This is a genomic window from Paraburkholderia graminis C4D1M, assembly GCF_000172415.1.
GTDB classification, from domain to species: Bacteria; Pseudomonadota; Gammaproteobacteria; order Burkholderiales; family Burkholderiaceae; genus Paraburkholderia; species Paraburkholderia graminis.
The window spans coordinates 36,275-58,932 of the sequence record NZ_ABLD01000029.1; the positions used below are offsets into that span (position 1 = coordinate 36,275).

General features: G+C 64.9%; 26 protein-coding genes. 3 read left to right on the plus strand and 23 right to left on the minus strand.

All coding sequences use genetic code 11. The annotated features are described in order from the left end of the window. Nucleotides 1–119 precede the first annotated feature (119 nt). The gene (locus BGRAMDRAFT_RS29085) at nt 120–680 is read left to right on the plus strand and encodes a hypothetical protein (RefSeq protein WP_006052473.1); all 561 of its coding nucleotides are present in this window, start codon (nt 120–122) and stop codon (nt 678–680) included. Next, complete coding sequence (locus BGRAMDRAFT_RS29090; RefSeq protein WP_006052474.1) at nt 680–1,213, plus strand: macro domain-containing protein; 534 nt, start codon at nt 680–682, stop codon at nt 1,211–1,213. The genes BGRAMDRAFT_RS29085 and BGRAMDRAFT_RS29090 overlap by 1 nt, the downstream gene beginning before the upstream one ends. Here the strand turns inward: BGRAMDRAFT_RS29090 and BGRAMDRAFT_RS34755 are convergent. From BGRAMDRAFT_RS34755 to BGRAMDRAFT_RS35890, 23 genes are all read right to left on the minus strand, one after another. After that, nucleotides 1,178–1,345 (minus strand): hypothetical protein, encoded by a 168-nt coding sequence (locus BGRAMDRAFT_RS34755; RefSeq protein ID WP_006052475.1) that lies wholly within the window; start codon nt 1,343–1,345, stop codon nt 1,178–1,180. The two genes, BGRAMDRAFT_RS29090 and BGRAMDRAFT_RS34755, sit on opposite strands and share 36 nt — an antisense overlap. A gap of 2 nt (nt 1,346–1,347) precedes the next feature. Further along, nucleotides 1,348–2,148 (minus strand): hypothetical protein, encoded by an 801-nt coding sequence (locus tag BGRAMDRAFT_RS29095; RefSeq protein WP_006052476.1) that lies wholly within the window; start codon nt 2,146–2,148, stop codon nt 1,348–1,350. A gap of 17 nt (nt 2,149–2,165) precedes the next feature. After that, nucleotides 2,166–5,507 (minus strand): TipJ family phage tail tip protein, encoded by a 3,342-nt coding sequence (locus BGRAMDRAFT_RS29100; RefSeq protein WP_006052477.1) that lies wholly within the window; start codon nt 5,505–5,507, stop codon nt 2,166–2,168. Beyond that, nucleotides 5,507–6,079 (minus strand): tail assembly protein, encoded by a 573-nt coding sequence (locus BGRAMDRAFT_RS29105; RefSeq protein WP_006052478.1) that lies wholly within the window; start codon nt 6,077–6,079, stop codon nt 5,507–5,509. The genes BGRAMDRAFT_RS29100 and BGRAMDRAFT_RS29105 overlap by 1 nt, the downstream gene beginning before the upstream one ends. Then, the gene (locus BGRAMDRAFT_RS29110) at nt 6,079–6,846 is read right to left on the minus strand and encodes a C40 family peptidase (protein ID WP_006052479.1); all 768 of its coding nucleotides are present in this window, start codon (nt 6,844–6,846) and stop codon (nt 6,079–6,081) included. Before BGRAMDRAFT_RS29110 ends, BGRAMDRAFT_RS29105 begins: the two co-directional genes overlap by 1 nt. 11 nt (nt 6,847–6,857) lie before the next feature. Continuing rightward, entirely contained in the window at nt 6,858–7,550 is a 693-nt protein-coding gene (locus BGRAMDRAFT_RS29115; RefSeq protein ID WP_006052480.1) for a phage minor tail protein L, read from the minus strand. Further along, entirely contained in the window at nt 7,547–7,957 is a 411-nt protein-coding gene (locus BGRAMDRAFT_RS29120) for a phage tail protein (RefSeq protein WP_006052481.1), read from the minus strand. The genes BGRAMDRAFT_RS29115 and BGRAMDRAFT_RS29120 overlap by 4 nt, the downstream gene beginning before the upstream one ends. Then, complete coding sequence (locus BGRAMDRAFT_RS29125; RefSeq protein WP_006052482.1) at nt 7,954–10,050, minus strand: phage tail tape measure protein; 2,097 nt, start codon at nt 10,048–10,050, stop codon at nt 7,954–7,956. The genes BGRAMDRAFT_RS29120 and BGRAMDRAFT_RS29125 overlap by 4 nt, the downstream gene beginning before the upstream one ends. Before the next feature lie 192 nt (nt 10,051–10,242). Next, nucleotides 10,243–10,575 carry a hypothetical protein gene (locus BGRAMDRAFT_RS29130; RefSeq protein ID WP_006052484.1) on the minus strand — a complete coding sequence of 111 codons (333 nt, stop codon included), beginning with the start codon at nt 10,573–10,575 and terminating at the stop codon, nt 10,243–10,245. A 10-nt stretch (nt 10,576–10,585) separates the two neighbouring features. Continuing rightward, complete coding sequence (locus BGRAMDRAFT_RS29135; RefSeq protein ID WP_006052485.1) at nt 10,586–11,785, minus strand: phage tail tube protein; 1,200 nt, start codon at nt 11,783–11,785, stop codon at nt 10,586–10,588. Next, nucleotides 11,782–12,141 carry a tail completion protein gp17 gene (gene gp17, locus BGRAMDRAFT_RS29140; protein WP_006052486.1) on the minus strand — a complete coding sequence of 120 codons (360 nt, stop codon included), beginning with the start codon at nt 12,139–12,141 and terminating at the stop codon, nt 11,782–11,784. Before gp17 ends, BGRAMDRAFT_RS29135 begins: the two co-directional genes overlap by 4 nt. Further along, nucleotides 12,138–12,638: an HK97-gp10 family putative phage morphogenesis protein gene (locus BGRAMDRAFT_RS29145; RefSeq protein ID WP_006052487.1), complete on the minus strand. Its 501-nt coding sequence runs from the start codon at nt 12,636–12,638 to the stop codon at nt 12,138–12,140. The genes gp17 and BGRAMDRAFT_RS29145 overlap by 4 nt, the downstream gene beginning before the upstream one ends. Beyond that, complete coding sequence (locus BGRAMDRAFT_RS29150) at nt 12,635–13,033, minus strand: phage head closure protein (RefSeq protein ID WP_006052488.1); 399 nt, start codon at nt 13,031–13,033, stop codon at nt 12,635–12,637. The genes BGRAMDRAFT_RS29145 and BGRAMDRAFT_RS29150 overlap by 4 nt, the downstream gene beginning before the upstream one ends. Next, nucleotides 13,030–13,347, minus strand: a complete 318-nt coding sequence (locus BGRAMDRAFT_RS29155) for a head-tail connector protein (protein WP_006052489.1) — start codon at nt 13,345–13,347, stop codon at nt 13,030–13,032. The genes BGRAMDRAFT_RS29150 and BGRAMDRAFT_RS29155 overlap by 4 nt, the downstream gene beginning before the upstream one ends. After that, complete coding sequence (locus BGRAMDRAFT_RS33350; protein ID WP_052303227.1) at nt 13,344–14,150, minus strand: hypothetical protein; 807 nt, start codon at nt 14,148–14,150, stop codon at nt 13,344–13,346. Before BGRAMDRAFT_RS33350 ends, BGRAMDRAFT_RS29155 begins: the two co-directional genes overlap by 4 nt. A 22-nt stretch (nt 14,151–14,172) precedes the next feature. Continuing rightward, nucleotides 14,173–15,606, minus strand: coding sequence for a phage portal protein (locus BGRAMDRAFT_RS29165; protein ID WP_006052491.1), 1,434 nt, complete (start codon nt 15,604–15,606; stop codon nt 14,173–14,175). 1 nt (nt 15,607) lies between these two features. Continuing rightward, nucleotides 15,608–15,865 (minus strand): DUF7210 family protein, encoded by a 258-nt coding sequence (locus BGRAMDRAFT_RS29170; protein ID WP_006052492.1) that lies wholly within the window; start codon nt 15,863–15,865, stop codon nt 15,608–15,610. Nucleotides 15,866–15,917: 52 nt separating this feature from the next. Beyond that, complete coding sequence (locus BGRAMDRAFT_RS29175; protein ID WP_006052493.1) at nt 15,918–17,312, minus strand: phage major capsid protein; 1,395 nt, start codon at nt 17,310–17,312, stop codon at nt 15,918–15,920. Continuing rightward, nucleotides 17,309–17,890, minus strand: coding sequence for an HK97 family phage prohead protease (locus BGRAMDRAFT_RS35710; protein WP_006052494.1), 582 nt, complete (start codon nt 17,888–17,890; stop codon nt 17,309–17,311). Before BGRAMDRAFT_RS35710 ends, BGRAMDRAFT_RS29175 begins: the two co-directional genes overlap by 4 nt. Before the next feature lie 11 nt (nt 17,891–17,901). Further along, complete coding sequence (locus BGRAMDRAFT_RS29185) at nt 17,902–19,713, minus strand: terminase large subunit (protein WP_006052495.1); 1,812 nt, start codon at nt 19,711–19,713, stop codon at nt 17,902–17,904. Further along, nucleotides 19,673–20,011 carry a phage terminase small subunit P27 family gene (locus BGRAMDRAFT_RS29190; RefSeq protein ID WP_006052496.1) on the minus strand — a complete coding sequence of 113 codons (339 nt, stop codon included), beginning with the start codon at nt 20,009–20,011 and terminating at the stop codon, nt 19,673–19,675. The genes BGRAMDRAFT_RS29185 and BGRAMDRAFT_RS29190 overlap by 41 nt, the downstream gene beginning before the upstream one ends. Next, the gene (locus BGRAMDRAFT_RS34100; protein ID WP_006052497.1) at nt 20,001–21,422 is read right to left on the minus strand and encodes a DNA methyltransferase; all 1,422 of its coding nucleotides are present in this window, start codon (nt 21,420–21,422) and stop codon (nt 20,001–20,003) included. The genes BGRAMDRAFT_RS29190 and BGRAMDRAFT_RS34100 overlap by 11 nt, the downstream gene beginning before the upstream one ends. Nucleotides 21,423–21,622: 200 nt before the next feature. Further along, on the minus strand, nt 21,623–21,916 hold the full coding sequence (locus BGRAMDRAFT_RS35890) for an HNH endonuclease (RefSeq protein WP_083803865.1): 294 nt from the start codon (nt 21,914–21,916) through the stop codon (nt 21,623–21,625). A gap of 321 nt (nt 21,917–22,237) precedes the next feature. On the opposite strand from BGRAMDRAFT_RS35890, the gene BGRAMDRAFT_RS34760 reads away from it, so the two are divergent. After that, a partial coding sequence (locus BGRAMDRAFT_RS34760) for a hypothetical protein (RefSeq protein ID WP_415857596.1) occupies nt 22,238–22,658 on the plus strand: 421 nt, incomplete at its 3' end.

A 22,658-nucleotide genomic window follows, 5' to 3' on the forward strand; every position in this document is an offset into this window, starting at 1 on the left:
ATCGTCTCTGCGCGATCTTATCTCATGCCGACGATGGGCCGGCGGGGAAAGATTTGAAGGCTTTGCCGATATCCATCGCTGTCGTAAACTTTGCTTGGCACCTACTGGAGGGTCTTTTCATGTCCAACGTCGCCCACCCTTGGAATAGCGAACCGGATGCGGACGACTTCGAGGCGTGCGAACTCGTCTGCCTGATGCGCCGCGATTACAACGGCGTCTGGAATGGCTATGCGGGCGTGTCAAAGTCACACCCGCTTTTCGGCCAGCGGCGCGACGTGCTGATCGTCGTGCCCGAGGCGCTGGCGAGCCGTGAACTGAACAGCACGCGCATTGCGGCTGCCGATGTGCGGGGAGTGGTGCCGCGCACGCTCGATGCCGGTCTCGCGGTGCCGCTCTCGCTCGTGATCGACGTCCACGGCGGCCTGTGGAACACCGGCATGATCGACAGCGATCACCCGGGCCTGTGGTTCTACGGCTTCATGTGCGGGCACGCTTGGGACTTCAAGCCTCTCGATCCGCTTACGGTTCAGGGCTACCAGACGATGGACCCGGAGGTCGCGCAGACACTCTATCGCACACCCGCCGAGTATCGGAACTATGACTACGCACGCGGCGAGACGGAAAAACTTGCGGAGCAGATCGGCGCGCTCGCAGACGTGAAGCTGGTGGAGACCGTGTGATGAAGCTGCGATTCCGTGACCTGAACCCGGAGGTGGTGGAAGCGGTCGCCGCCGCCTTCGCTGGCATTGCCGCCTTCGATGTGAAGTGCTCGGACGTGTTCGACGGCGCGCCCGCTGATGCGATCGTGAGTCCCACGAACTCGCACGGCTGGATGGACGGCGGCATCGACCTTGTGTATCGCTATCGATTCGGCCCGCAGATCGAGCAGGAACTGCAAGGCTTGATCGCGAACCTGCCGACGAAGGCGCTCGCGGTGGGTGAAGCGCTGATTGTGGGGACGGGCTATCAGGACATCCCGCTGATGATCGCCGCACCGACGATGGAGGTGCCGAGCGTCGTTGCTCACACCGACAACGCCTATCTGGCCTTCCGCGCGGCACTACGAGCGGTGCGGCACATGGACCTGCAGAATGTGATCTGCCCAGGGCTGGCAACGATGACAGGACGCATGGCCCCGCGTGAGAGCGCGCGGCAGATGCGTCGCGCGTGGGATGAGCTAATGGGTCGCGTGCCCGCGCAGCCGGTCCAGTAGCGGCTGCGCAGGCGTACGCGTGATGCCGAAGTCGCCGTGCGTGTTGGAGTCGCAGATCGTATTGCCGCTGCCGCTCACGTACAGCACCGTGCAGGACGACAGCAACCCGCAGAGCAGGATAAGCGCACGCATGATCACGACGCCTTCATGAGAAACCACAGCGCGCAGCACGCGGGCCGGTTATCGAAGGCTGCGCCGCCGCCCGCTGCATAAATGCCGATGCCGGTGCCCGCTCCGTATATCCAGATGCCGGTCCCGCTTGCGCCGATCCAGATGCCGGTTCCGTTTCCGTTCACGTTGTTCTGTCCGCGTCCCGAACTGTAGCCAGTCGCGACAGGACATTGCGCGCCACCGTTGTCAGCCCCGGCCTGCACGGACCCATAGTTCGGGATGCTGTGCGCGTGGCCCGGGTCGCCTACGCCGTGAGCGTGACCGGGGTCAGCAACGCTGTGCGCGTGCCCGGGATCGTAGACACTGTGTGCATGATTCGGCAGGTGGTCGGTCGTCAGTGCGATGGCGTTCGCGCCCGAGCGCCCACCGGCCCCCATCGAACCGCCAGCGCCGCACGGAAACGTGTCAACCATGTTCGGCGTGCCATTCGCGCCGTCGCATTTCACGTAACCCGCAGGGATCGCGTTGCCGTCTCCGAACCACATGATGATCGTGCCTTTGGGCACGGCGGCCTTGATCGACGTTCGCATGTCCGCGAGGAAGTCATCGAGCGGCCCGATATCGACCCACCCATCGTTGGCGTTTGTGCGGCGCTTCAGGCGCACGGCGGTCGTGTCGCCCCACATCATGCCGGGGTAGGTCTCGGGCGGCTCGGTCGGTCCGCAATTGTCGCCCAGCACCGACAGAACGATCTGGTTCAGTTGCGTGCGCATGTCCAGCCCTGACGGATGGGCTGGCACCTGATAGGAGGAAGGTTGCGTCATGGTTGGCTCGCTGTGAGTTAGATCGCCTTCAGGCGCTTGGGTCCAATGCGCGCACGCATCGCCTCGATCAGCGGCGAGTCGAAACGCGTGAGCCTCGCGTAACCGAGGCCCGTCAGATCGGTGTGCTCGTAGCCGTAGCCGCGCGCGATCCAGTCGGCGGTCTTGGCGACGGGCGTGCCGTCCGAGGTCTGGAACTGGATTCGGAAGCCGTCGGCGGACTGCTGGTCGATCAGCCACTTGTCACCCGTCTGCAGACCCTGCGCGATGATCGCGATGGCGGGCGTGTCCTTGAACGGCACGCTGAACTCGATCACGGTGCCGCCCGCCGCCACCGGCACGTTGTTACGGCTCTCGATGCGGTCGGGCACGTCGACCGTCACGCCGAGGTCGGTGATACCGATGCCCTGCGTGTTGTCTTTCACGTGCAGCGCGCACATGAACCGTGCCGCACGGAATGTCAGATCGGAGGCCACGAGCCGCACGTAGGGACTCCAGTCGTCGTCCAGTGCCGCTACCGGGTCCACGTTCGTGAGCGAGGCGAACACCATCGCGCCGCCTTCGTCAATCTTCGTGCCGTCGACATCAAGCACCGCGTCCCAATCCGGCCACGTGTCCACATCGTTGAAGAAGTCGTATGCCGCGCCTTCGACGTAGGACGTGCCGCGCACCGTGTAGACCTTGCCGAGGTCGATCGTGTGATCGAAGTTGTAAGCGCCGGTCGTCGATTTCGCATAGCCGTGCGCATCCTGCGACAGGTACAGCACGCCGTTGCGCACCTCGGTGTAGACCTTCTCGCCTGCGAAGGTCGGGTCCTGCTCCATGTCCTCGACGAGGTTGTAGTCGCGCAACGGACCGGTGGTGCTGATCACCAGCGCCGAGTTTGCGGAGTATTTCTCGGACGAGTTCATAAACTTGGCAAAGTAGGTGCCCTTCATCAGCGGCACGAAGCCGTTCGTCGTACCACCCGCGAAGCGCGCGATCTCGTTGGCTTCCTCCCACGACACCTCGGTGGACATGCGCATCGAGAAACGGATCACGACCTGACCGCCGACGATCACATCGAGCGAGCCGGACTGGACCCATTGCAGGTTCGCGGCGTCGTTGTAAATGTCGAGCTGGAAGCCGCGCACGTCGTCCGGTGGCTGGCTCAGACCGAGCAGTTCGACCGTCACGGTTGCGGGCGCGCTGCGGATGCCGAGCGCGTTGATGGCCCATACGGTGAAGGTCCACGAGCCTTCCTGCGTGGGCTGGATATCAATGCTCGCCATGAACGCGTCGACGTAGACGGGCGAGTCGTCCTCGAACTGGTACGACACCGCATAGCGCACCGCGCCCAGCGGCGCGAGCCATGAGAAGGTCGCGCGTGCGCCGACCACGACCGGGCTGATCTGATACTTCGACTCGAGCAACGTCAGTTCGGTGCAGGGGCCGATCACGAACGGATTGATGATGCCGGTCGGCAGCGCTTCGAGTTGCAGGTCGTACTCGATCGCCGCGAACTTGTCGGGTCGGTACGCGACGCCCTGCATATCGATGTTGCCTTCCTCGTCCTCGGTCACGGCGATACATCGCCACTGCTCGTTGACAGCGTTGGTCGCGGAGATCGACCACACGCACATGCGGTTCGGGGCCATTCGCAGCGGTTCCAGCAGCACGATCTGGTCGGTCGTGACGTCCCCCGGGTTCATCACCGCCACGCGCTGCAACGTGCCATCGGGCAGCAACACACCGACGGTGTAGCTGATGGACGGGCTGAACACGAAAGGCGCGTCGAGCTGCAGCCAGTCAACGTCGCCATCAATGATGCGCCCGCCTGTGCGATAGCCCGCACGCGTCTCGTCGGCGGTGTAGAAGATCTCACCCAGGCGCGTGAAGGCCGCATTGATGCCGGTCCTGAACGAGACCGTCTCCGAGAGCATCTGCTCGGTGAGCAGTATCCACCGGCCCACGCGATGCGCTTGGCCACGCGAGGTGCAGCCGAGCGCCGTCACGGCGATCTCGCGCATCCCCCACTGGTTGATCGCGTCGCGATCCTCGACGTACTCGATCTCCTGCTGGCAACGGTTCGCCCGGTTGGTCCACGTCACGAGCACAACGGTATGGCGCTGGTTGAGCGGCGTGCCGGTATAGGTGAAGGTGCCGTCGAGCACATTCGCGGCGGTGTAGGACATCGCCGCGTCTGCAGGCATGTCGGCGGACACCGTGAGCATGCCGCCCGACCAGAAGATCATGCCGTTGAAGATTGCCGCGATCTGCTGCAGCAGCGTGATCGCGTCCTCGCGCGTCTGCATGTAGATGCTGCAGGTGTAGCGTGGCTCGTAGCCGCCGAAGCCATTGGGCACCGCGCCGTCGCAGTACTGCGCGATCGTATAGAGCGTCCACTTGTCGATCATCTCGGGCGACACGTAGCCGCCGAGGCCGAAGCGTTCGGTGGTGGCGAGGTCGTAGAGAATCCACGCCGGGTTGTCGCTCCATGCGATCTTGAACGTGCCGTCCCACGTGCCGGTATAGGTACGCGTGGCCGGGTCATAGTTCGACGGCACCTGGATGCGCCGCATCCTGATATCGAAGGCGAGCTTCGGAATCTGCCGGAAGGTGCTCGCGTCAATCTGCACACCAACGATCGCCGAGTACGGATACATCAGGTTCGAGTCGACGATCTCGGTCATCGTCTCCCACTGGAAGGCGTTCACCAGATACGCCGTGGTGGAGTCTGCGGTGACGCGACGCACGCGGATATCGTAGGTGCCGCCGACCGCACCGAAGCGCGCAAGGTTGACGCGATAGCTGCGCTGGTAGCGGCTCGACGTCTTGCCCGTCACGGTGTCGACGTAAACCTGCTGGAAGCCGCCGCCGTCCTTCTGCACGTCGAGCGCCAGTTGCACGGAAACACCCGTCACGTCGCCGGTCTTCGTGTCGGTGTAGGACAGGCCCGGGAAGCCGAGCGTTACGCGCACCGCATTCAGGTTCGGGTTCGTCACGCTGCGCACGACCGGTCCCGCCTGCGTGACCGTGACGCCCACACTCGATTCGGACTCCGTGGCCGAGAAGCCGGTGATCGGAGCCTGCGTGGCCGCGCCGTTGCGCCATTCGATACCCGCGCCGACGAAGTTCCACGAGCCGTCCGGGTTCGCAAGCGGCGTGTCGTCGACGAAGATGCCCTGCGCGCCGCCCACGATCTCTTCGATCTCGCCTTCGCAGATCAGGTTGATCACGCGCGCATATTGCGTCGAGCGAAGCGAGTCGGGCGACTCGACGGGAGAGCGCGCGCCGCCACCGCCACCCTTGCCGCCACCGCCACCCGCGCCGGTGACCGGAACGAGGCCGCGTGACACCGGAACGAGGTCGCGCGATCCCATCAGTTCACCACGATCTCGTTATTGGTCGAGAAGCCCACGCTCACGATCGCGGAGCCGACCAGCAGCCGTCCGTAACCTAGCGGCACCGGGCCTCCCTGGCCCATCGTGTTGACCGCGCCGTCGAATGCGAGCGACGGCTGGTTGTCGGCGTTCTCGGGCGTCGCTGTTCCTTTCGGGCGCGGCGCGAGCAGTTGCGCGACGCCCGAGAGCGCCACGCTGATCCCGATACTGACCAGCGCCATCGATGCGCCTCCGGTGAACGGGCTGGCGACCACACCGATGGCCGCGATCGCTGCGCCCGCGATGATCTTTCCCCATGCGCCCGCGCCGGACACAAGCGGCACAACCTTGAGCACACCCTTGACCTGCGGATAGTGAAGATCCGCCTCGTCGTAGTCCTGATGCTCGCCACGCACGAGGAACTGGCGCGTGGCGACCTCGCGAAAGTACGCACGCAGGCCGGGAAGCTGCGTCATCAGCGCGTGTATGGCCTCGCGCGGGCTGCGCGCAGCGAGCGTCCATTCGCGCCCGAAGCGGCGGCGCAGATCGCCGTAGAAGCGCACCGTGAGCATCACGCACCCCCTTTATTGAGCAGCGCGCGGTGCCGCAGCACGGCAGTCGTGCGGCGCTGGTAGAACTCCTGCAGCGCTTCACGGCGCGATAGCTGGTCGACGAGGTGATGCAGGATCACGTTGCCGCCCATGTAGATCGCCATGTGGTTGTCGCGTCGTGCGCGGATACGCATGAGCAGCAGATCGTTCTCGCGCAGGCTGTCGAGCGCTGCTGCGTCAAGCGTGCCCTCACGCACGACCACGAAACCCTCGCGTTCGAAGTTCTCGCGGTAAAGGTCCGGGCCATCGTCGCTGTCCCACCAGCCGAAGTAGCGCGGATAGTCGTTGAGCAGGATGTCGAGTTCGAGCGCATACCAGTCGCGCACGATGCCGTAGCAGTCATGCACGCCATGCACGAAGGTGCGACCGATCAGAGGCGCCAGATATGGCACCGGCTCATTGATCGTGAAGGAGCCGAGTGGATGGTTGACGATGATCCACGGCAGGCCGGTGCGCGCCATCGATGCGCGATCGGCATCGGTGGGCGTCGGCGGCACGAACACGTGCGAGTGTGCGTAGGCGACGATCTCGCCCGCGTCCTCGGCGTACGCCGCGTCCTCGGGATCGATCACGAACTCGTCGGCATCACGGGCGAGATTGCGGCACGGCATGTAGGCGAGCGTGTCGTTGGCGCGGCGCACAACCAGCCCGCAGCATTCGCGCGGTGCCTCGGCATCGGCGTGGACCTGAATGAGCGGCAGCACGGAGGTGAAGTCGAGCGTGGTCATCCCGTATCTCCTCACCGATAGGCCGACGAGCCGGGGAACGCGCCGAACGGGAGCCAGCCCGCCACGCCGAAGCGCATCTTGCAGGAGGTGAGCCGTTTGCCACAGACGTCGCGCGCCGCATCGGTGGTCGGGTTGTCGTTGGCGTCGGCCACCGGCACGCCCGCATAACCGCAACCGTCGCCGCGATACTTCCACGGGCAGGAGTTGCGGATGATCTGGCGGCGCGGCAGTTGCACGCCCTGTACGTCGAAGGCGACCGCGAGTTCGAACTCGACCGTCACCTGATCCTCTTTGGTCTTCTGATTTACAAAGAAGAGGTCGTCGGGAAAGAACGCTTCCGGGTCGGCGTCGGGGTTCCCTGCCGGGAAGTTCGCCGCGTCGAGGTAACGGGCGAGCGTGCGGTGCCGGATGATCCTGCAGCCGACGATATCGCCGTACAGACGGCACAGCGCGGAGATGACGCCCGTCACATTCGACACCGCGAGCCTCGGGCGCGGCAGCGGGCCTTGCCCCTTTATCTCGAAGCCGGTTGCCGCGACGGGATAACGCTGGTACGCGATACCCTGCCAGATGACGTCGCCGCCGATCCTGTTGGTCCCCGCGTGCATGTAGACCGTCGGCGCGCCGAAGCGCGACAGGTCGATCACGAAAAGCTCGATCACGGCACCGGGAGAAAGCTCCTGCGCTGCGCCCCTGATGTTCATACATGCACCTGCAGGAACTTGGCGCTCACGTTCAACACGCGCTCGCCGTCGACAAGCATGTCGCCATAGGTCCATGACCATGACGGGCAGATCACATCGAGCACGGTCGAGGTACGCGGCTGCGTCCAGTAGAACACGTCGACGCCATTGCGCGCCGAGAGGAAGTCGAGCACGGCCTGCGCCTTCGCCTCGGTGATGTTGTTCAGCGCCACGCTCCACATCTGGTCCTGCGTGTTGATGCCAGCGGGGCGGCGCTGCGCATAGCCGTCACCGAACTGCGCGATACGCACACGCGGCTCGACCTCGGCAGATGCGGTTGTTACGCACCAGTCGAAGATCAGGCCGCTGGCCTTCGGCGTCGTGCGCTTCCAGTGCGCGAGCCATTCATCGAAGGTAGTCGTGATCATGATGCGAGCAGACCTCCCGTGCGCTTCTCCGTGGCGATCACCTGCCGCACGATCATGGCGATGCGTTTGGCGAGTTCGACGGCCTTCGCGCCGTCGCCATCAGCGGTGGTCGCGCTGGTGTCCGCGTTGACGTTGATGACGATCGAGGTGGGACTGTCCGAGCCGCTGCCCGTCACCACGCGACCGGGTGCGTTCGGCACGAAGTACTCGCCGCGCAGCGGCGTCTCGTTGACGCGATACATCGAGCCTGCCTGCACCGGGCCACCGGCCATGCGATTGCCCGAGAACAGACCCGCGAGCACGCCCGTCCAGCCGCTGTTATTGATCGAGCCGACCAGCGGCTCGAAGATGTTTTTGTAGACGAGCAGCTTCGCGATGTCCTTGAGCATCGCCGTCACCATCTCGGAGAAGCTCACGCTCGCGTCCTTCGTCGAGAACATGAAGTCGACCAGCGCGTCGCTCGACTTCTTGCCGAAGCCTTCGATCGCCTGCTGCAGCGACTTGATCTGATCCTTCATCGGATCGGTCTTGTCGAGCGCGTCCTGCAGCTTCTTCGCCTGCAACTCCTGCGCGGCGGCAAGCTGCCCGGTCGAGAGGAACCCGGCCTGCTGCGCGGCGACCAGATCGGTCATCGTGCGCACGTACTCGCGGGTCGGATCGAGCGCATCGAGCGTCGAGTCGGCCAGCGCGCGCAGGCCCTCGACGCGCGCGATCTCGGCCTTGTCGGCGTCGTCACGCACTTTCTGCAGTTCCTCCTCGGCCTGCTTCGCTGCCTCGTTGGCGGCGGTCAGATCGAGCGTGGCCTGCTTGAGGTCGGTGAGGTTGCGCTGCTGCTCGGTGGTGAACTTGGCGAACTTCGGATCGGTGAGCAGCATGAGCATCTCGTCGCCGTTTGCCTGCGCGGCGCGGTACTGGTCCTGCAACGACCTGAGCATGTTCCCGTACTCGTCGACCTCCTTCTTCGCGCTCTTCGCGGCCTTCGCGTTCGCATCGAGGTTCGCGGTGAACTGCACAACGGGCCGCGAGTCGATCGACTTGTATGCGTCGGCCTCGGCCTTCGCAGCCTTCTCGGATTCGGAGGCCGACTTGCCGATGCGCACCTGCGCGTCATGCACCTTGGTGAGATCGTCGCGCGCCGTGTTCCATGCGTCCGAGACGATCTTCGCGGCGTTCTTCATGCCCTCGAAGGACGCCTCCTGATTGAGTGCCTGCCCGACTGCGGAGGCCAGCTTCGCGAACGCGGAGAGGGTGCCCGTCAGACCGGCGATCACCTGCATGGCGACCTTCGCGGTGCCGACGATCCCATCGAGCACGCCGTTCCAGACGGTGCCCTCGGTCGCGGCCTCCTTGAGGATTTGCACGACCTCGGCAATCGCGGGCTGCATCTCCGTTGCCATCACAGCGGCGGCACCCTTGCCGAGGTTGCTGATGCGCGTGAGGTCGTCGTTCAGATCGCCCATCGCCTGCGCGGTCTGTGTCGACACGATGAGGCCCATATCCTCGGCCTCTTTGCGCATCGCCTCGATGCCTTCCTTGCCGCCGTTGAGCAGTGGGATCAATGCCTGCCCCTGCTTGCCGAACAGTTGCGTGGCCACCGCGGCCTTCTCGGCACCGTCCGCGAACTTCGGAAAGACGCCTGCGATCTCTTCGAACGCCTTGCCCGGGTCCATCTTGCGCAACTCGTCGGCGTTCAGGCCGAGCGCCTTGAACGCGGCGGCGCTATCACTCAACGGATCGCGCGCTTCGAGCAGCGACTTGTTAAGCCCATTGAACGCGGTCGACAGATCATCGAGCGACACGCTTGCGAACTCACCGGCATAGGACAGCGCGGAGAGTTCAGCCGTGCTGGTGCCGATGCGCTGCGCCAGCTTGCCGAGCGCGTCCATCTCGTCGATGGCTTCCTTCACCTTGTCCGCGAAGCCACGCGCGAAGCTCATGGCGAACTGCGCGCCCTGTAGCGTAGCGATGCCCGCCACCGAGTTCGAGATGCCCTTGAGCGATGATGTGATCGTGTCGTTTGCCTTCGCCATGTCCTGACGAAGGTGCGCCACGTCAGCGGCGAGTTCGAAGATCAGCGAACCGGCAGATGCCATTGCTTTACCTCCACGCTGCTATTTCATCCTCGACAGTGAGCACCTCGGCTTCATCGCCCGACGCGTTGCCCCACCCGAAGAGAACGTCCGCCCACATGAAAAGCTCGTCCGAATCCATGCGCGCTTCAACTTCCCCGGCCGTCATGTGCAGGTGCGAGGCCACCGCAAAGACGAGGCGCGTTACCGGGTCGGTCAGTCTTTTTTTGCATCGGCGGGCTTGTGGCCGCAGAGCAGCACTGCCGCATCGACCAGCTTGCGCAGGTCGGGCAGCACATGGGCGGGCAGGCCCGCAATCGCGGACGCGGTGAAGCGTTCGCCATTCGGGCCACGCGCCATCTCGCACAGGATGTCGTAGCCGAAGTCCTCGGGCCGTTCCTCGTTGAGCTTCTGCGACAGTTCGCGGAAGCGCCGCACGTTCATCGCGCGCAGCGTGACCGCGCCGAAGGAGTCCGTCTCCACCACCGTCTCCTTCGGCTGCACGACAAAGAGCTTCTCGCGTTGCGTAGCTGGTAGCCGATCGTTCATCACCGCCTCCTCAGACCGCCGTCACATCGACGGTGCCTGCTGCCGAGGCACTGCCTGCGACGCCTGCCACGGTCGGCGTCACGCTGACCGCGAATTCGCCCGCTGCCGCATAGCTGTGCGGTGCCGTGAGCGCCGACACGCGCTCGGCGGAACCGTCATCGCCCCAGTCGACGTCGAAGTAGTCGGCGGTGCCGTTCTCCTCGGTGAGCGTGAGCGTGACCGGCAGCGGTGCGACCCCACTGGTCGGTGCCACCGAAGCCGTGAGCGCATAGGGCGGTGCCGAGACCGTGACCGCGTTCTGCGCCTTGAACGGTGCGGTGGCCGAGCCTGCGATCGTCGCGGCCACGCTCGGCGTATAGCTGCCCGGTTTCGTATAGGAGTGCGGCACGACCTTCGTCGTCACCTGCTCGACGGGCGTGCCGTCCTTCCAGTTGATCGCGTAGCCCGTCGCCTGCCCACCCGCCTCGTTGAGCGTGAGCGTCACTTCGAGCGGGGCCTCGCCGCTGGTCTTGTCCAGCATCGGGATCAGCACATAGTTCGCCGTGTCCTGCCCGGGCGGCATGGTGAGCACGTCCGCACCCGTGATCTTCAGCGTGGCCGAACCCTGCACGGCCTGATCGACGCCACCGGACTCGTTGACCGACTGCACGATCACCGGCAGCGTGCGCACCGCCTTGTTCCGGTAGACGATCTCGAACATGCGCGTCCTGCCGTCCTTCTGTGCGTCGCGCAGTTCCTGATAGTCCGGGTCGGTTGGATCGATGAAGAAGTCGAACGTGAGCGTGCCCGGGTCACCGAAGCCGACCAGCGAGGTCTTTTCGTCGTCGCACAGCGTCGTCGTGTCGATATCGGCAGCGGCGTTCTGGTTGATCTGATAGGACACCGCACAGACGTCGATGTACGCGCGCAGCAGCCACGCGGCATTCGTGCCGAGCGATTCATCCTCGGCAGAGGTGTCGGTGTTCGCAAGCTCGGCGGTCTTTGCCTCGACGTCGATGTTCTGCACGACCCACGACTTCAGATCGATGCTCGGCCAGCCGGTGCCGATCACATAGACCGCCGCGCCGTTGCGCAGCTTCGAGACGTCATCGAACTGCACGACGCAAGGCTTGGACTTCGAGCCAGCCTTCAGCAGGCCCGTCGCGGCGGCGGGCGCGTCAACGTTCTCCAGATACATGCGCGTTTTCTGCGCGCTGATTGCCTTCTTCATGTCTGCACCTCGTCGTCTAGCTGCCAAGTTGAAAGAACCACACTCACGCGGTGGATGCGCGTGTCCTGCTCGTAAATGTCCTGCCGGTTCTCGATGATCGGATCGCCCTCGCACGCATCGACGAGCGCGCCGATCGCATCGATCACGGCGAGCGCGTCGCGCTGCGTCTTCGCATACGAGTCGACGCGATAGCTCATCTGCGCGGCGTTGGCGCTGCCGCACATCGTGTTGCGCGGCGTGCCCGAGGTGAGCGCATAGACCACATACGGCTCGGGCGTACCCTGCGGTGCGAGCGCCTTGAACACCCGACCGGGCAACGCCTGATCGAGCAGCGCGAACAGTTCGTCGCCGGTCACGTCATGCCTCCCGGCGAGCGATAGACCACACCGTTCTCCTTGCACCACTTCGCCATGCGCTTCATGAGCGTGCCGTTGAACCGCTTGATGGACTCGCCAGCCTTCGCATCGGCAGCGGGCTTGAGGAACGGATAGGCGGGCATCTTCGAGGTGCCGAACTCGAGGAACCGGCCATAGAACGCATCGTCGCCGTGCGGCTTGATGACGCCTGCCTTGACCATGCGGTCCTTGACCTTGCCCTTCCTGATCTTCACGTCGACGCGCGCGGCGAGGCCGGTGTTCTTCCGGCGACCGCGCACGAGCGATTCTTCGAGCGTGTGCGTGAAGCGCGCCGAGTTGCCGAAGTTGGCGACCACGTTCTGCTTCGCCTGATCCATGATCGGTTTCGCACTGCCCATCAGCGCGCCATAGAGCATCTTTCGTGACACCTCGTCGGGCAGCGTCTTGAGGAACTGCTCGACCTCCTTGAGGCCCTTGACCTCGATATCGATCTTCACGGCTGGCCTCCCTCGGTGATCACGCCATCGGCGCACATCAGGTACACCTCGGACATGGATTGGTACTGCGGCAGCACCGACTGGACGTCATAGACCGTCTCGCGCACCACCGTGTCGCCGCGCATGAGCCGGAACACCACGCGCATGGCCGAGGTGAGGTCGTCGCGCCAGCGCACGCGGATGCGTGTGGTCACGCCCGCACGGAACTCGGCGGACGCGAGGTATTCCATGCCCTTGAGCGTCTCGATCGCGGCCCACACCTCCGCGTCGACGGGCAGGTTCTCCCACCCGGTCACGACCGGCTCGCCCGAGTCGGCGTCGACCGTCACGATGGGCCGCTGGATCGTGATGCGCTGGTTCAGCGGGCCAGCCTTGATGCCGCTTTGCCTGATCATGAGAGCGCCGGGTCACGTAGCGGATACAGGATCGAGACGATGGGCGCGGGCGGATAACCGGCCTGCCATGACGCGGCGTCTGCGATGTCAGGATCACGAATGAACATGCCCGCGAGCAGGACGATCGCCTGCACGACATTGGCGGGTGCCGGGTTGGCTTCCGAGTACGGCTCTGGCAGCTTCAGGTACGCATAGACGGAGGCCGTCGCGCCCGCGAGCGCGAGCTCCACATCGGCGTCCATCGCGGAGCCGTCCACGCGCATCCACTTCTTCGCATCGTCAATCGAGACGATCTCGTAACCGGGCGTGCTCATGCTTGCTCTCCCTGAGTAACGCGGGCCGGTGCGTCCTTGCCATCGCGCCCACGCTTGACGGCAAGCGTCCACGGCTTCACCGCATCGTCGGTGTGCTCGTCGGGCTTGGCACCTGTTGCCGCATTGCAGTGCCACACCGAGCCGCCGAACGTGACCACGTCGCCCGCGTCATAGCGGCGTCCGTACTCGTAGACCCCGCGATAGATCAGCACCGGCAGCTTCAGCCTGAACATCTGCACCGCACTGGTGGAGCGCGTGATGCTGATCACGAAGCCGCGCTCGGCGTCCGCTTCGATCGCGATACCTTCCATTCCATCCACGATGCAGGCCCAGCCATGCTCGCCATCGGTGTTCGTGAAGGCACGCCACAATCCGCCCCTGTGACTGGCGAGCGTGCCGCGCCCATAGACCTTGCTGAAGTCGATCGCGGGCAGCACGTCGAGGTCGGCAGCGTCGCGCCCATCGATGCCATCGCGCCCGTCCTTGCCATCGATGCCATCGCGCCCGTCGCGTCCGTCCCGGCCATCCTTGCCATCCACGCCATCCACGCCATCGCGCCCGTCCTCGCCGTCGCTGCCGTGCCTGCCGTCGATCCCGTTGGTGCCATCCCTGCCGTCGACACCATCACGACCGGCATCGCCGTCCTTGCCATCACGACCATCGATGCCATCCTTGCCATCCTTGCCATCGATGCCTTCGCGGCCCGCAACCGGCTCGCGCTCTTCGAGGGCCTTCACGCGCGCATCGAGCGGTGCGAGCAGGCGCGCGACATGAGCCTTCGTTTCGCCCGCGATCGCGCGCATGAAGTCGCGGAGTTCTGATGGACTAAGCATGTTCGACGTCCTCCTCGTTGAAGGCTTCATGCGCGGCGTCGAATATCGCCTTCAATGGATCGGCGGGCGGGCCGGCGGGCTTCGCGTTCGGATCGGCGTTCGGCTCTGCGCCTGGATCACTGGCAGCGGGCGCGGGCGTGAGCGCGGGCTTCGAGAACGGCTCGTTGGCATCGCGCTCGGCCAGCGCGGCGAGCGAGTAGTTCTGCTGCTGCAGGTAGGGCGTCGCGCCACCCTTGACCGGCTTGAGGTTGATCTTCCTGCGCGCTTCGTTCGGCGCAACGATGCCGCCGCCGACGCCATCGGTGAGCGTCTTGATCAGCGACGCGGTGTCCATGCGCAGCAGGCCGTCGAGGTCGAGTTCGGTGCGGTAGTCCTTGGGCAGCGCCATGCCTTCATCGAGGCAAAGCTCCAGCGACTCGATCAGCGACTGCAGGCACTGCGAGTAGTAGTTCTGCGAGAGCGCCTCGATGTTGTTATAGGTGGGCGCGGTGCCGACGCCCACCATGTACTGCGGCACGTGAAAGACCGAGCAGACGATCTCGGCAGTCATCTTCTGCTGCTCGATCAGCTGCGCATCGACGGCGTTCATCGTGAGGGCCTCATACTTCAGGCCGTCACCGAGCACCGCGAGGCGACCGCGATTCACACCGCCGAAGTTTTCCTCCCACTTGTCCTTGAGGCGCTTCGCCGTCTCGTCGCTGATCGCACCGGGCGCGACAAGGATGCCGCCCGGTTGCGCACCGTTCTCGAAGAACGACGCGCTGTTGTTCTGGATCGCGAGGCCCTGTCGTGCGGCGAGCGCGCACGCGAACAGCGGTGAGGTGCCGACCAGCGGATGGAACAGGCAGTTCATCCGGTCGTGGATGATCTCGCTCGCGGGCACCGTCACGTCGCCTTCGTCCTCGGGCACGCCTGCGAGCTTGTCGCTGGCGAGCCGGTAATACACCGAGCCGTCATCGGCCACGAGCACCGTCACGCGCGAAGGGTCGAGCACGTACATGGCGATCACCACACCGCGCGCATCGCGCTCCTTGAGCACATAGGTGTTGCCGCGCGTGAGCTTCGACATGATCCAGTTCTCGATGAACTGGATATGCGTCTGGTAGGTGTTCGGCTTCTGCAGGACGGGCGAGAACGCGGCGCTCTGTGTCTTCGACCAGATATCGGTGGCGTCGCGCTGCGTGAGGTTGATCTGCAGCTTGCCAATGTCCGCGCTGATGAGCGTCACGCACGCATAGACCGCGTAATAGGCGAGCATCGTCTCGGGCGCGAGTTCGCGATTCTGCTGCCACGCACCCGAGAAGGGTTCGCGGATGATCAACGGCCACCAGCCGCCGTTGCCACCCCACGCGCTGACCGGCGACGCGTTCTGCGCGACAGCGGCACGCGGCGCGGCCCGCGTGATCTGAAGGCCGAAGATTCGCATGTCATTCCTCGCCGTTCTCTGCCTGCATGTCGCGGCGGCGATAACGGCCCTTGCGAGGCTTGGCTTCGTCGGGCTGCGCGGCGGGTTCCTCTGCGCCCGTATCGCGTTTGACCGGCTTCGGCGGCGGCGGTGGTGGCACGGGCTTGGCACGCCCGACCGCCGACAGCAGCCGCACGTCGCGGCCCGTCACGTCGAACTCGTCGCCCGGTTTGCGCGGCTTCCCTGCATAGGTAAAGCTCTTCGTCGCGATCATCTTCATGGCTGCGCTCCTTATGAAAACGGGCGGACCCGAAGGCCCACCCCCTTGACCATCACGCAGCGGGCGGCGTTTCGTCCGGTGCGCCATAGTTGGCACCACGGATGTACGCGGAGGCGAGCGTGCGGCGCGGCTTCCAGTTGATGAAGCGCTCGGCACGCAGCGCGACCATGTTCTGTTGCCAGAGCGACACGAGGCCGGTGCCGTTGCCGGTCGGCGCGCTATCCATCTGCAGCGATGCTTCACGCGAGGCATCGAGCGTTACGCCACCATCGTCGGCCAGCAGCACCTCGCGCGGCTGCACGAGGATGATCCGCGTGAGGTCGGTCGCGTCCTTCGGCACGTTGGTCGAGCAGATGACCGGCAGTCCGAAGAACGTGCCGCCGTTCATGTCGATGCCGGGGAACTCGGGCTGGCCGAGCGCGTTCTGCATCATGCCGATGGTCAGCGCCATCACCGGGTCCATGATCCAGTAGGCACCCGCGACCGAGACGTTGTTCACCGTGAAGGCCGAGAACAGCGCCCGGATATCGGCGCGCAGCGCGTCGGCGTCGGTGCCCGAGGCATCGATATACGACGCGTTATGCGTGATCGATTCCGGCGACACGTCCTTGACCTCGGCCTTGTCGGGATCGACGAAGTCGTGGTCGATAAGCTGCGTGATGGTGTCGATCAGGTCTTGCCGCACGATCGGCTCGGCGGACGGATTCGAGAAGCGCACAAGCTCGTCGGTCAGCACCACGATCCCCGCGACCTTCGCGAAGCCGAGGCGCATCGTCTCGAAGCCGAGTGCGCTGACGGGCTTGGCCTTGCCTTCACCGACCCACTGCGCGGACGAGGCCGAGGTCTGCGCGGGCATCGCCACGTTGAACGGCACGCGGCGGAAGCCGTTGATACGACCGATGATCGTGGCAGGCCGCAGCAGTTCAATGAACTCGGCGGTCATGTTCTGGTAGTCGACCAGCGGCGCGGCCCATACCGGGTCGGTCGTGGTGCCCGCCGCGACAGCAGCGCGCAGCACACTCTCGACTTCAGGCGTCGAGTCGTGCCAGCCTTTGGCGATCTCGACGGCCTGCATCAGGTTGCCCTGCGAGCGCGCGAGTGCGATCGCGTAACGCGTGAAAGCGGTGCCTTTCGGCAGGTTGCCGCGAATCGTGATGATCGGGTTCGGTCCAGCGCCGACCGCGCGCGTCACGCTCGCGCGTTGCGTGTTCTCGCCATTGACGGGCGTGGCGCTTTTCACGATCTGCGCCTCGACGGTCTTCAGGCGGCGCAGGTGCTCGTCGATCGCCTTGATGTCGAGTTCCAGCGTGTCGAACTCTTCCTGCTGCGCGGCGTCGAGCGTCGCGCCTTCGGCGGCGGCAAGGTCCATGATCTCGGCCATGCGCGCCTGTGATGCCGCGCGCTTCGCTTCGAACGCGGCGATCTGTTCAGTGATGGTGGGCTTCATTTGCAGTTCTCCCGATGGATCGTCTGGATGACGAACGCTTTGGAAGCGCGAGCGCGCGCGGGTTGACGAAGGCGCACGACATGACCACCACCGATGCCGAGCGCGGCGCGGGTGGTCGTATCGATTGACTTGATGGTTTGAATCGTTGCCTCGCTGTTCGCGGGGATCGTGACGAGCGAGAGTTCGAGCCACTCCCATTCGAGGAAGTGAATGCCGCCGTCATCCATGAACGAGTACTCGATGGCGCGAAAGCCGATCGAGACGGCGCGCACGAGTTGCGCCTTCACGCTCTGCCATGCCTCGTCGAGGCGATCCTTCAGCGTGCCGGGGTCGTCGATGTTCGCGATCGAGGCGCGGAACGGGATGCCGTCCTTGGTCGCCTTGGCGAACTCGACCTGGCCGACTGGCCGCGTGGCGTCGTGCTGCCATAGCAGCGGCATGGGCGTTTTGAACTTCGCGCCGAGCGGTTCGACGATATCGCCGTAACGATCGGGCGTCGGCGTCGAGGCAATGCCCTCGATCACGCGGGCAGCATCGTCCGCGCTGCGAACGGTGAGCAGCGAGTAAGCACGTTCCATGATCGGCGTCCTTAGAGGAAGTACATCTGGTATTCCGGTTCGCGCTCGGCGCTCCGGTTGAGCGCGAGGCCCACGGCCATCGTGAGAGCCACGAGGCCGTCGATACGTCCGATCGCCTTGCGTTTGCGGAAGATGCGGTTCTCCTTCGCATCCGCCTCGACGACAGCGTTCGATACGTTCCAGCGCAGGCATGGGTTGAACACCACGCGCAGGCGTCCTTCGAAGATCAGCTGCTCGACCAGTTCGATCGAGCGCGGCATCCACAGGCCCGACTCCGACGATCGTCCGAAGCCCTGACCGTGCGTCACGAACGGCAGCGCCACGCCCTCGGCGTCGCACTCGCGCTCGAAGTCCTTCATGCGATACGGGTCGCAGGCAATGCCCTCGATCTCCATCTCGGCGTCCAGCACGGCAAGCTCGCGCGCGACCTCGCGATAAGCCACCGAGCGACCATCCGTGGCGTGGATAAAGCCCGCACGATCCCACACGTCATAGCCGACCTTGTCGCGATTGCCGCGCTCGATCATCGTGTCGCCGGGTGTCCAGAAGTCCACGAACGCGTCGACCGTCTCGTCCTCGTTGACCGTGACGAACGCGGCTGCGGTCAGGTCCTGCGTGCCCGACAGGTCGAGACCGCCCGAGACCTTCTTTCCCCTGAACGCAGCGCGCATGTCGCGCCGCGCCGCATCGGCCCGGGCCATGAGTTCATGCGCATCGGCCTCGCCACGCAGCACGTCGCCCGACTCGGGTGGCCGACCGACCTCGCACGCGAACCACAGCGGCCCTTCGATCCACGGATCTTCCGCGTCGACCCACTGGCAGAAGTTCAGGCGTCGCACGGTCGAGGCGAGCGAGGGCATGCCGCGCGCCTGATGCACCTGCTCGCGCAGGTAGTCGGGTTTGATCGTCTGCCCGAGCGACGGGTTGGCTTTGATCCAGCAGTCCTCGCTCTCGAAGGGATCATCGGTCTCGTCGAGCGAGCACGCGAAGGCGAAGAAGCTGTCGTCGGCCAGCGCACCTCCCGCGACGCGGATCGCGTACTCGTGCTGCTCGTAGCAGACCGAGGTGCGGTCGAAGCCCGAGTTCGTGATCATGAAGATCAGCGGCTGGCGGCGACCCTTCTTGCCCGCGCGCATGATGTTGATGACGGTGCCGTTGCGGTGCTCGTGGATTTCATCGATCAGCCCGCAATGCGGACGCGGGCCGCTCTGACCCGACTCGTCGCTCGCGATCGGACGGAAGAACGAGCCGCTCCTGCGATGGCCGATATTCCACACGCGATCGTCGCGGCCCTGCGTGGTGGTGGCTTCGCGCAGCCTCGGGGACAGCTGCACCATCGCCACGGCATCGCGGAACAGCACCATTGCCTGATCGCGGCGCGTTGCCGCCGCATAGACCTCGGCGCGCTGCTCGTTATCGGCCAGCATCATGTAAAGCCCGATGCCTGCCGCGAGCGGAGACTTGCCGCAGCCCTTGCCGCCTTCGACATACGCTTCGCGAAAGCGCCGCGAGCCGTCCTCGCGCAGCCAGCCGAACAGCGAGCCGACGATGAATTTCTGCCAGTCGAGCAGGTGGAACGGCTCGCCTTCGAACTCGCCGCCGTTCAGGCACAGCACATCAGGGAAGAAGTCGATGACGCGCTGCCCGATCTCCGGGTTCCATGTGAAACCACGCGCGGCGGCACTCACGAGGTCGTCGAGGTGCCGCTTGCAGGCGTTGCGCACGTCAGGGCCAGCCACGATCCGGCCTTCGACCACGGCGCGCGCGTACTGCGTCGCCGGATCAGAAGCCGTACTTCTGGCGGACGTCGCCTTGCTTGCCATCACCTTCTCCGGGGACACCCGCCTCGATGCTCGCGCGGGCAGCGGGCGTCATGCCGAACTCGGCGGCAAAGCGGACCATGATGAGCATCGCCTTGTTCGCGGTGCCGACCAGCGGGTTCTGGATCGCGTTGCCGTTGGTGGTCTTGATCATCAGGCCACCTGTGAGCATGTCGCGCGCAGCCATCCTCGCGAGCGCCTGCTCGGCCTGCACCCACCGCTCGTAAGCCATGCAGTAGGCAGCGAGGGCCGCGCGATCGACGCGCGTGAGCAGCCCGAGATCGAATAGCTCACGTGCCATGCGCTTCCACTCGGTCTTTGCGATCGCGCCGAGATGGGCGGGCGGTGTCGGCATCACCTTTGCGGGCTTTGCCTCTCGCCTGTTTGCCCGGGACGGGCGCAGCGTCCCTTGCACCAGCTTCAGTTCCGTGGGAAGCGGTGGTCGTGTCCTTGCCATTGCTAACCTCGATGCCAGCGGCCTCGGCGGCCTGCGCGAAAGTAAGTCCGTCGCGCTCACGGACAGCCTGCTGCCGCGTTGCGGCCTGCCAGCGCAGGACCGCCACGTCGCAGTAGGCGGGATTCAGTTCGATGGCGTGGCAGACGCGGCCCACCGATTCGGCGGCGACGATCGTCGTGCCGGAACCGGAGAACGGCTCATAGACCGCCTGCCCGGGAGAGGTGTGGTTTTCGATCGGACGGCGCATCGCCTCGACGGGCTTCTGCGTCGAATGGCCCGACTCGCTGCGGCGGTGCTCGATCTGCCAGAGCGTCGATTGCGAGCGGTCGCCCGTCCAGCCAGCCGTCTTGCCTTCGCGCACCGCGTACCAGCAGGGCTCGTGCTGCCAGTGGTAATGCCCGCGCGAAACCACTAAGGTGTGCTTGGCCCAGATGATCTGGCTGCGGATGCCGAAGTTGCACGCGCGCAGCGACCCGGCCACCACGTCAGCGAACACGCCCGCGTGCCACACGTAGGCAACGTCGCCCGGGAAGTGCTGCCATGCCTCGCGCCAGTCGGCGCGCGTATCGTTGAGCACCTTGCCCGTCGATCGCGTGCCATGAGTGCCGCGCCGCTCGCCCTCGACCATGACCACGCGATTGCGCCAGTCGGCGTCGTAGTCCACGCCGTAGGGCGGATCGGTGATCATCAGCGAAGGCCGGATGCCCGCGAGCGCGGCCTTGGCGACCTCGCCATCGGTCGAGTCGCCGCACACCAGCCGGTGCCCGCCGAGCACCCATTCGTCGCCTGCCACCGTGACCGGGCAGGCTGGCACCTCGGGCACGTCATCCTCGTCATCCCGACCGCGCGTACCGCGCAGCAGCCGGTCCATGTCGGTGTCGGAGAAACCCGCCAGCCCGATCGCGAAGCCGTCGAGCGTGAGGGCCTCGAGTTCCGAGAGCAGCAGCGCGTTGTCCCATCCCGCGTTCTCCGCGAGCCGGTTGTCGGCCAGCACGTAGGCGCGGATCTGCTGCGCCGACCAGCCGCGCGCAACGATCACCGGCACCGCGTCGTAACCGAGGCGCTTCGCCGCCTCGACCCGTCCGTGACCGGCGATGATCGTGCCGTCCTCGGCCACGAGAACCGGGATCGTGAACCCCCACTCCCGCATCGAATCGGCAAGTTGCGCAAGCTGCGCTTCGGAGTGCGTGCGCGCGTTCTTCGCGTAGGCGATTAGCGCCGCCACAGGCCGCTGCTCGATGGCGTCAGCCCACATAGCCGACCTCCCGTTGGTGTTGGCACGTGCGCCCGCACGTGGCCCCGCGCGCCCGTTTGCCGGCCTGTGACGACCCCCCGACCCAGATGTGGCGCGTTGAAAAAAGATGAGGCCACGGGGTGACGTGGAGTGTTGCCAAAAACTCACACAATCCCCCCGAGAGGCGTCCCCGGCGAGCCGCGCGTGAACGGACGTGAGCGTCAGCGTGACCACGGGTGCTCCGGGTCGGTGGGCATGCCATTGGCGTCGCAGCCGCGAGGACGCGCGCCGTTCTCCTTCGCCGTCTTGCGGGCATGGCAGTCGTGGCAGAGGGACTGGAGGTTCGTGTCGGCGTCGGTGCCGCCGTCCTCCAGTCGCGTGATGTGATCCACTTCGGCTGCCTCGGTGACTTGACCGTGACGCAGGCATTCCGCGCAAAGCGGGTGGTGCCGTAGCTGACGCGCACGGATAGCCCTCCACCGGCTCCCGACGGCGCGCGGCGTGGGCGAGGTCATGATCGTGGCGACGGGTGGTGGGAACGGCGCAAAGTGCCAAAACAAAGGCCCCGGCAGTTTCCTGACGGGGCCTCATTCGCTGGACGCAACGGCGGCAGCGGTTTGGATTTAATACTAAAAGACGTGTAATCGCAAGCCCTACGGCATGCGCGCCAACGAGCCGCTGGATAAACGAAGGAAATGCGGAACGGCTTCTCAAGGTGCTCGCTATTGACCGGAACTTAACAGACAGCGTGTGTTAAATGCCGAAGTTGACGAACCGATGAATTTCCGACAAACTTCGGTTGACGATTTCGTCATAAACCGAAAAAGTGAGCGCCAATGCAAATGCCGTTGCCATGGAAATCGAAGCCTGCCCTGTCCGAAGACCGCCTAAATCTGATCGCGTCGCACTTGCGCGAGATTTTTTACGGCGTCGAAACGCTGCTCGTAACCGAGGACGACTGTAACTACGGACGAGGAGCTTTGTTCTTCAGCCGAGCACGGCGGCGGCTCATTAGTCTCGCAATTTCGGGAGATCATCAATGGCTTAAGTTGACCAATCCAGCGATGGACGTCACTCTGGAAATCGACGGACTGCCGTTCCGCTTTTTCCGGGACGATCATGAGACGCCTACTAAAAAAGGTTTCTGGCGTCGCAACGCGAATGATCGATTGTTCGATCCTGACGATCGCGAACCCGTAATATTCCGCTTTGTAGTTCAGCGTCCGCTAACGGAGACGATGAACTGGACATCTATTT

Excerpts from the sequence above, each read along its gene's own strand:
- BGRAMDRAFT_RS29085 (WP_006052473.1), top strand. The coding sequence starts at position 120 with ATGTCCAACGTCGCCCACCCTTGGAATAGCGAACCGGATGCGGACGAC.
- BGRAMDRAFT_RS29090 (WP_006052474.1), top strand. The coding sequence starts at position 680 with ATGAAGCTGCGATTCCGTGACCTGAACCCGGAGGTGGTGGAAGCGGTC.
- BGRAMDRAFT_RS34755 (WP_006052475.1), bottom strand. The coding sequence starts at position 1,345 with ATGCGTGCGCTTATCCTGCTCTGCGGGTTGCTGTCGTCCTGCACGGTG.
- BGRAMDRAFT_RS29095 (WP_006052476.1), bottom strand. The coding sequence starts at position 2,148 with ATGACGCAACCTTCCTCCTATCAGGTGCCAGCCCATCCGTCAGGGCTG.
- BGRAMDRAFT_RS29100 (WP_006052477.1), bottom strand. The coding sequence starts at position 5,507 with ATGGGATCGCGCGACCTCGTTCCGGTGTCACGCGGCCTCGTTCCGGTC.
- BGRAMDRAFT_RS29105 (WP_006052478.1), bottom strand. The coding sequence starts at position 6,079 with ATGCTCACGGTGCGCTTCTACGGCGATCTGCGCCGCCGCTTCGGGCGC.
- BGRAMDRAFT_RS29110 (WP_006052479.1), bottom strand. The coding sequence starts at position 6,846 with ATGACCACGCTCGACTTCACCTCCGTGCTGCCGCTCATTCAGGTCCAC.
- BGRAMDRAFT_RS29115 (WP_006052480.1), bottom strand. The coding sequence starts at position 7,550 with ATGAACATCAGGGGCGCAGCGCAGGAGCTTTCTCCCGGTGCCGTGATC.
- BGRAMDRAFT_RS29120 (WP_006052481.1), bottom strand. The coding sequence starts at position 7,957 with ATGATCACGACTACCTTCGATGAATGGCTCGCGCACTGGAAGCGCACG.
- BGRAMDRAFT_RS29125 (WP_006052482.1), bottom strand. The coding sequence starts at position 10,050 with ATGGCATCTGCCGGTTCGCTGATCTTCGAACTCGCCGCTGACGTGGCG.
- BGRAMDRAFT_RS29130 (WP_006052484.1), bottom strand. The coding sequence starts at position 10,575 with ATGAACGATCGGCTACCAGCTACGCAACGCGAGAAGCTCTTTGTCGTG.
- BGRAMDRAFT_RS29135 (WP_006052485.1), bottom strand. The coding sequence starts at position 11,785 with ATGAAGAAGGCAATCAGCGCGCAGAAAACGCGCATGTATCTGGAGAAC.
- BGRAMDRAFT_RS29150 (WP_006052488.1), bottom strand. The coding sequence starts at position 13,033 with ATGATCAGGCAAAGCGGCATCAAGGCTGGCCCGCTGAACCAGCGCATC.
- BGRAMDRAFT_RS29155 (WP_006052489.1), bottom strand. The coding sequence starts at position 13,347 with ATGAGCACGCCCGGTTACGAGATCGTCTCGATTGACGATGCGAAGAAG.
- BGRAMDRAFT_RS33350 (WP_052303227.1), bottom strand. The coding sequence starts at position 14,150 with ATGCGCGCGATCGCGGGCGAAACGAAGGCTCATGTCGCGCGCCTGCTC.
- BGRAMDRAFT_RS29165 (WP_006052491.1), bottom strand. The coding sequence starts at position 15,606 with ATGCGAATCTTCGGCCTTCAGATCACGCGGGCCGCGCCGCGTGCCGCT.
- BGRAMDRAFT_RS29170 (WP_006052492.1), bottom strand. The coding sequence starts at position 15,865 with ATGAAGATGATCGCGACGAAGAGCTTTACCTATGCAGGGAAGCCGCGC.
- BGRAMDRAFT_RS29175 (WP_006052493.1), bottom strand. The coding sequence starts at position 17,312 with ATGAAGCCCACCATCACTGAACAGATCGCCGCGTTCGAAGCGAAGCGC.
- BGRAMDRAFT_RS35710 (WP_006052494.1), bottom strand. The coding sequence starts at position 17,890 with ATGGAACGTGCTTACTCGCTGCTCACCGTTCGCAGCGCGGACGATGCT.
- BGRAMDRAFT_RS29185 (WP_006052495.1), bottom strand. The coding sequence starts at position 19,713 with ATGGCAAGCAAGGCGACGTCCGCCAGAAGTACGGCTTCTGATCCGGCG.
- BGRAMDRAFT_RS29190 (WP_006052496.1), bottom strand. The coding sequence starts at position 20,011 with ATGGCACGTGAGCTATTCGATCTCGGGCTGCTCACGCGCGTCGATCGC.
- BGRAMDRAFT_RS34100 (WP_006052497.1), bottom strand. The coding sequence starts at position 21,422 with ATGTGGGCTGACGCCATCGAGCAGCGGCCTGTGGCGGCGCTAATCGCC.
- BGRAMDRAFT_RS35890 (WP_083803865.1), bottom strand. The coding sequence starts at position 21,916 with ATGACCTCGCCCACGCCGCGCGCCGTCGGGAGCCGGTGGAGGGCTATC.